The following is a 5,966-nucleotide window of genomic DNA, read 5'->3' as shown; positions in this document are numbered from 1 at the left end:
CTATTGTTCACATATACAGTTATGGTTTATTGGGTAATTTCACACCATATCAGTCTATCTATGTAGAGCTTGAACTATCACCAGAATCGATATTATTGTGGGTATGTATAATTATAGGAAAGTGCAGCACCTTATAGTTGTTACAGCTCTTGTTATAGACTTTTTCATCCCAGTTGTATTGTTTAAAAATTGATATGTAGTCTGAGCTAATAAGAATTGCAAGAGCTTTGCTCAAATGTTTAAGATTAATCCCATACTTTGCAAAACCTACATAAGAAATTTCTGTATAGCTGGTGCCATTCTGCCTAAATTTTAAAAGAATTAAGTATGCTTTCAGAGCAACTAAAGCAGTAACTCCCTTATTTGGAAAGAATTTTAATGTATGCACAAGAAAACTATAAGGAATCTTGGTAAAGCGTTTAGATGGAAAGTTAATGATATATTTACCTTTAACATTAGTTTTCCCTTGATCAACTTTAGTAACTATTCCATACGAACAAAGTTGCTTTATACCCTCAATAACCATTGGTTTACTACAGCCCGTAATATCCTCAATTTGACTTAAAGATATTGAAACCTCTTTAGTCCGAAAATCATTGTATAAGCCAAATACTAATAAGCATTTAATCGCAGCAATACTTACACCTGTCGTTCGACCTGCTGGGAAATAGTTTTGTTTTTCTAGTACAGCCTCATATGGAATAGAACCAAAATCTTGCACAATCAATATCCTCCTTTGCTTTTACCAAAACTGATTTTTATGACTAAGAATAGAATTACCAATACCTGTAGCAAACAAAGCAGTAATAAACCGCTATTCAATTCGAACAGGGGCAATTTATTTACTAATTTAATTACTTCTAAAACTATCATTAAGATGATTGTAGATGACATGTTTAAGCTCCAAGAAAAACATGCTAGAAGTTTAAAGAAATAAGCGAGAGGATATCTAGATATGAATAGACCCTAGAATTATAAAAATTTTAATAAAAAATACATCATTTTCAATATATTATAATAAAAATTATTATGTAAATATAAAACCAACTTGTTAACCAGAGGATAGCTAAATTATCATTTAGACTATACCTAAATTGTAATTTGATTATCACCCTTTTTAACCTATCATTAGACTTGTTTTCATTATTAAAAGATAGTATTATTAAAACACTATAATATTTAACTCTATATGATAATTGGTGTTTATGGCTATTCGCATTTATGTTCGTGCAAGTACAAAAGATCAAAATGCAGAACGTGCACTAAGTGATTTAATTTCATTTAGTAAAACCTATGGTGATCAATACAGTGCTTACATAGAAAACTATTCAGGCACTAAGCTTGAACGTCCACTATTAACTCAATTACTTAATGAAGCGAGTAAAGGAGATATTCTTCTTGTTGAGAGTGTTGATCGCTTAAGTAGGCTTTCACAAGATGATTTCGCAATTCTAAAAGATAAGATCAAGGCTAAAGGGTTACGCTTAATCGTTGCGGACCTACCAACGACGTATTCAAGCAATGATGGAATGACTGGAGAGATTTTAAATGTCATTAATTCAATGCTTATTGATCTACTAGCAACAATGGCAAAGCTAGACAATGACAAGCGAAAAGAAAGAATTAAGCAAGGTTTAGCACGCTCAGGATATGTGCCTACTGGAAAGAAAGCTAATACAGCTAAACATGATCGAATTATGCAGTTGCTGACTGCTGGAAACATGACAAAAGAGGAAATTGCTAAAGCTGTTGATGTTGGTATTGCAACAGTCTATAGGGTTGCTAAAAATATGAATCAAATCTAAAAGGATTGCACCTAATTAAAGATAGCCTTTAAGCGCTCTGTAGTGCGCCCTAAGCAATCCTTCAGCAATTCATTATAGTATCTACACTGAATAACAAAACACCTCTATATCGGCTTTATAGAGCGTTTAAAAGGTGGTGCTACTTAAAAGAAATTTGTTGACAGTTTTCAATTGCTAATGATATGCTATGAATGATATTAGTGATGAAACCTAATAAATAAGACTATGGGGACAACTTTTCAGCCTCATAATCTCTCTCTATCCCTGTATTCAAGGGACTTCAGCCTTTTTCTAAACAGCATCCTATATAGATATCTATAGTATTTACTCTTAAGAGACTTACTAGAGGGTTCTTATTGTCTGTCTAATTAAGGGATAAATCTAAATTAACGTAAGGAGGTGCAATGACCATTAAATTAAAGATGACAAGTGAGGGTAAGAAGTATGGTGTGGAGCAAGATAAATATGACCAATTAGAGAGCTTAATTCTCTATGCTCATGACAGTATGACTTCACCATGTATGTTTCATTTACTTAGCCATATCAGTGATGTTGAAGCATTTAAAATAACAAAGAGAACTCTGTTAAAGGAATTCCAAAGAGAACTAAAGAGACAGTTTAAATCATCATCACAAAGCTGTCCCAAGGTCTTAATTGCTTATTCAATTGAATTGAAACACACAACACTAAAAGAGGTAAATGGAGAGGAAGATGCGTATGTCTACAACCGTGACAACTTCCTTATACCTAAGGGTACTAATCCTTTCTTGCATATACACTTTCATGTGATAGCGGATTGCAATAAAACTGACCCAAGACTATTTAAGAAGCATGCTATAACAGCGTTAAATAACTTAAAGGGCTTGAGGGCTGGGCGTTATTTTAAATCTAATCAGGGGGAGCTGTATAAGAAAGTTAAAGAAAGTCTTGATGACTGCTTTAATAGAATTTTATACATAGGAAAAGTAGAGCAAAAGTCACCTGATATACCTTTTAGAAAGGCATTTGGAATATCCTCTTTACCTAAGTGATATGTAAAAGAACTGTAATTCTCTCTGATATTATAGGTGCTATGCTTATTGGTACTATATTTAATACTAAATATCTTTTATATCAATTAGATACAACATAATTGATGTATTAAATATAATTATAGAAGCACACTAAAGAAAAGAAAGATAAATACAAGCTCTAACCATTGGTATAACTACAATAGAGAACCTATTAATACGTTTTGAATCAGGAAAATATTAAGCAGACCCTATGCATTGGTGCTGCTTTTTTTTGAAATCAAAATTCAACTCTTTCACAATGTATTTAGTGCCCTCTGTAGATATTTCCCAGAAAAAAGCCACTTACTTTTAAGGGGGTATTGTTCTTGCTTAACAGACATAGAGATAGTTTAAGGTTTAAAACCTAACTCAAGTAAAGCCTGATAATACCTCTTAGCTGTATGTTCATTTTTTAAATCTTGAGCAATACGTTCAGCAAATTCACTTTCTCCTGTACCAGCAGGAGCAAAGATTGAAAGACTTGTAAACACAGGGCTTCTATTCTCAACCACAGCCTTTGCTATCTCTCTTGAAAAGTAATGTATTTGTTTCGGTGTTAGATATGAAAATAAGTCTAGATTTTTTACAGACTTCTCTACTTGTTTTTTCTCTTCTTTAAACTTGAAAGAAAAAGAGAATCCATTAATTCTCACTCCTTTCTTATGTTGTTCATATTTGACAGTTAGGTCTGTGTTTTTATTAATTTGTTCTACGGCTACATCTAAAACACGAGCTTTGAAATTATTCATTTGCTTATATTCATCAACACCTAGACCAAGTTGATTTCTAAAGTTCTCAATCTCAAATACAGGAGTTTTCTTTACGGTTTTCCATTGGATCAAAAGTTCGTAGAGTCGAATAGCATAAACACTATTCAAACCTGATGTTTTTTCTAGAAGATAACTAGTAAAGAAGTCTTTTAAACCATCTATCTTAGTTATTTCTTTTGCAACCACCCTACTAAGAGTTATTTCGATTCGTCCTTCTTCTTGTATATATTTGACATCCTGAACCCATCTACTCTTTATAGGCTTCTTATCTACATCAATAATAGTAAAGCGTCGCTCAAATAGAGTCTCTTCAGCACTCTTCAAGGCAATATAGCCTGCCTGATTAGATACACTGAATTCTTTCGCATACTCTACAGCACTAATGCTTAAAGGAATTGATGAATCTAACCCCTTACCATTTTCTCTAGCATCAACGATAGCAAGCTGTAATAGTCTAGTTTCTGCTAAAGATAAAGTTTGTAAAGCTTCAATTAACCTATTTGTTTTTACTACTAATTTATTGCCCATGCTTAATTAGATACAAATTTTAATATGTATCTTTTAGCACATAAAATTATTTGTATCAAATAGCAAAGGAAACGTAGCTAAATAGCAAAGGAAACGTAGCTAAATAGCAAAGGAAACGTAGCTAAATAGCAAAGGAAACGTAGCTAAATACATCTGTAATTAATTGATATTTAATTGATAATTGGTATCTAAAAGCATTATAAAATTATTAAAATTATTAAAAGCCAAATTTTTTATTTTTATATTAGTTTTTTAAGTATAAATACATGCCCCTAGAAGCTCACCAGAGGCTCATAGTGAATCGTTATTTGTTTTGGCTACATAACCATACTCAATGTATCAAATGATGCTTAAAACGCTTATACGTGCTTCTAATGGTGTACTATTTGATTTCTTGTGGTAAAATAGAAAAAGGTAAAGGATTCATAGCAATATGTGTTCATATTACTTTGCAGATTTATGTGTCTAGGGGTTCTCTCTTTTCCAAAACGAAAAAAGGGAAACTGCTACCAACAGTTCCCCTTAGTCCGTAAGTCTAGTTTTTAATCAAAATCTAATAGGTAAAACTATAGATAAAGCTGATTAAAATCATTAACTTAAGTAGTGTTTTGTTATTAGATTTTAACAGATTTATTCGCAAGGTTCAAGTTGACGCTGGTAAGAGCCGTGTCAAAGACATGCCTATGGTTTGCCTATAACAATGGTTATAGGAGTAAATTAACCATGATCCACCTTCCAAAATTACCAAGTGTTAATACACACAAAGCTTCTATTCTTTATCTTTTATTGAAAGGTCATAGGATTAAGAATAAGGAGATGTGGGGACATATTGATACTGGTTACTCTGCTAGTCGTATTAGTGAACTACGTTCAGATTTATGGCTGATTGATGATATTGCTTTAAGAGAAGTAACTAAAGAGAAGAAAACTGTTGTGGTTAAACAGTATTTCATCAAGAGTATTCATCTTAGTGAAATTCTCAGAGATCAAAATGTCTTAGATTTCATTGCTAAATATGAAGCTGTTCATATGAGAAAAGCAGGCTGATCAACTAATTAAAAGAGGGTGGACTTTAAGTTCACCTTTTTTTATCCAAATAACTTAGATAGTAATCCTTTCTTACTCTCTTTGTGCTCAATTAGCTTCTGATCTAATTGTTGTTTAAGCCAAGCTTCATTTGCTTTGACATACTCTAATTGCTTCTCAAGTTGTTCAACTTGTACTCTTAGTTGTTCAATTTTTTGCTGTAAAAGCTGTTCATTATTGATTTGAGGTTGCTCAATTAGTTGTTCAGTATTCTTTGTACTGTTCAATAACTCAGTGACAGCTTGTTCTGTTGCTTTTTTATCTGCCTTGTTTCCGAATATTCGCATTATATCTTGAACAGAAACAGTACCATCATTATTCTTTGTTATCTCACCTTTCTTAATTCGAGCATAGATAGTATTACGACTAACCTTAAACAATTTACTTGCTTGATTAATTGAGATAGTGCTCATATATGTTCAAATCTGTTTATTTTGATGAACAGTAATATACAACCATTAACATGATCAAAGCTGTAAATATTGTTAATGTGTTCATTTCATTAAATTTGGAGAGAACACTTAAAATTAAATCAAATAGTGTGATTGCTGTTAAAACATCTTTGATGTTCATGGGTAGTACTCATATTCATGGATGAGTAACCTATTGTTCACATATACAGTTATGGTTTATTGGGTAATTTCACACCATATCAGTCTATCTATGTAGAGCTTGAACTATCACCAGAATCGATATTATTGTGGGTATGTATAATTATAGGAAAG

6 protein-coding genes are annotated in these 5,966 nt (G+C 32.1%); 3 read left to right on the top strand and 3 right to left on the bottom strand.

Annotated features, from left to right (window positions below; all coding sequences use genetic code 11):
• Positions 1 to 58 precede the first annotated feature (58 nt).
• A complete protein-coding gene (locus tag ASF86_RS10555; RefSeq protein ID WP_056481896.1) occupies positions 59 to 721 on the bottom strand; it encodes a hypothetical protein in 663 nt (220 codons plus the stop codon).
• Positions 722 to 1,205: 484 nt separating this feature from the next.
• On the opposite strand from ASF86_RS10555, the gene ASF86_RS10550 reads away from it, so the two are divergent.
• Both ASF86_RS10550 and ASF86_RS10545 read left to right on the top strand, forming a co-directional pair.
• On the top strand, positions 1,206 to 1,805 hold the full coding sequence (locus ASF86_RS10550; RefSeq protein WP_056481893.1) for a recombinase family protein: 600 nt from the start codon (positions 1,206 to 1,208) through the stop codon (positions 1,803 to 1,805).
• Between the two features lie 404 nt (positions 1,806 to 2,209).
• Complete coding sequence (locus ASF86_RS10545) at positions 2,210 to 2,836, top strand: hypothetical protein (RefSeq protein ID WP_056481890.1); 627 nt, start codon at positions 2,210 to 2,212, stop codon at positions 2,834 to 2,836.
• Between the two features lie 371 nt (positions 2,837 to 3,207).
• Here ASF86_RS10545 and repM read toward each other — a convergent pair whose 3' ends face one another.
• The gene (gene repM / locus ASF86_RS10540; protein WP_056481887.1) at positions 3,208 to 4,155 is read right to left on the bottom strand and encodes a replication initiation protein RepM; all 948 of its coding nucleotides are present in this window, start codon (positions 4,153 to 4,155) and stop codon (positions 3,208 to 3,210) included.
• A 723-nt stretch (positions 4,156 to 4,878) separates the two neighbouring features.
• Here repM and ASF86_RS10535 point away from each other — a divergent pair.
• Entirely contained in the window at positions 4,879 to 5,202 is a 324-nt protein-coding gene (locus tag ASF86_RS10535; protein WP_056481884.1) for a hypothetical protein, read from the top strand.
• Positions 5,203 to 5,243: 41 nt separating this feature from the next.
• Here the strand turns inward: ASF86_RS10535 and ASF86_RS10530 are convergent, their stop codons facing one another.
• Complete coding sequence (locus ASF86_RS10530) at positions 5,244 to 5,654, bottom strand: plasmid replication DNA-binding protein (protein ID WP_056481880.1); 411 nt, start codon at positions 5,652 to 5,654, stop codon at positions 5,244 to 5,246.
• Positions 5,655 to 5,966: the final 312 nt, after the last annotated feature.

Source organism: Acinetobacter sp. Leaf130, assembly GCF_001423205.1.
Lineage (GTDB): Bacteria > Pseudomonadota > Gammaproteobacteria > Pseudomonadales > Moraxellaceae > Acinetobacter > Acinetobacter calcoaceticus.
Note: the sequence above shows the minus strand (reverse complement) of the source record. Positions and strands in the feature narration are given on the sequence as shown.